Raw genomic sequence first — 720 nt, forward strand, 5'->3', positions numbered from 1 at the left:
TTTTCACTGTGTAGTAATAAACCACTATCAGATCGATGAAATAATGCTCTAATATTGTATGATTGTCCCAACTTAATTAAATAGAACTTCCCATCTTGTACATTGATACTACTAATATCTACTGCACACTGCACACCAAGATTTATGATAGGTTCCATGCTTTCATCTTCTTGAGTGTAATATATGGTTTTACTGAGATTAGCATTGGCTAACTTAGCAATTTCAGCAGGTTTTTTTAGATACAGCTCTGTGTATTGGAATTTTGAATTATCAGCACCTGAAGACAATATTTTTTCCAACTCTAATAATGTGTCGTGATTTTGACACTTAACCTCCATTTCATTTTCTAGTAACTCTTGTTGATGATGTTCCCATAGTTCTTCTTCTTGTTCTTGAGATAATTCAAATCTTTTTTCATGCTCTTCTTGAGCTTTTCTGAAAGCTTTCCATTGCTGATCTTCATATGTTTCTGTTAAATAATCTATACTATAGGGTAATTTAGGGTCTAGATTCAAAGTTTTTATTAAATAATCTCTGTTATAGTAATCCTTACTGTCCTTACTATTTTCATAATCATAATCTATATTAAAACCGTCGTCATAACCAGGATAGCAAGGATTGTCACCGTTTAAAATCCAGTCTTCTGTTTGATTTAAAACTTGTGACAAACGCAGCAAGTATTTCCCGGTTGGGCGTGCTTTACCAGATAGCCATTTAGAT

General features: G+C 32.8%; 1 pseudogene. It reads right to left on the reverse strand.

Annotation, left to right across the window (positions count from 1 at the left end):
* Window positions 1–720: pseudogene (locus tag ACS8FD_RS20420) on the reverse strand (hypothetical protein); the annotation flags it as partial.

The sequence above is a fragment of the Psychrobacter sp. 1U2 genome, assembly GCF_051847575.1.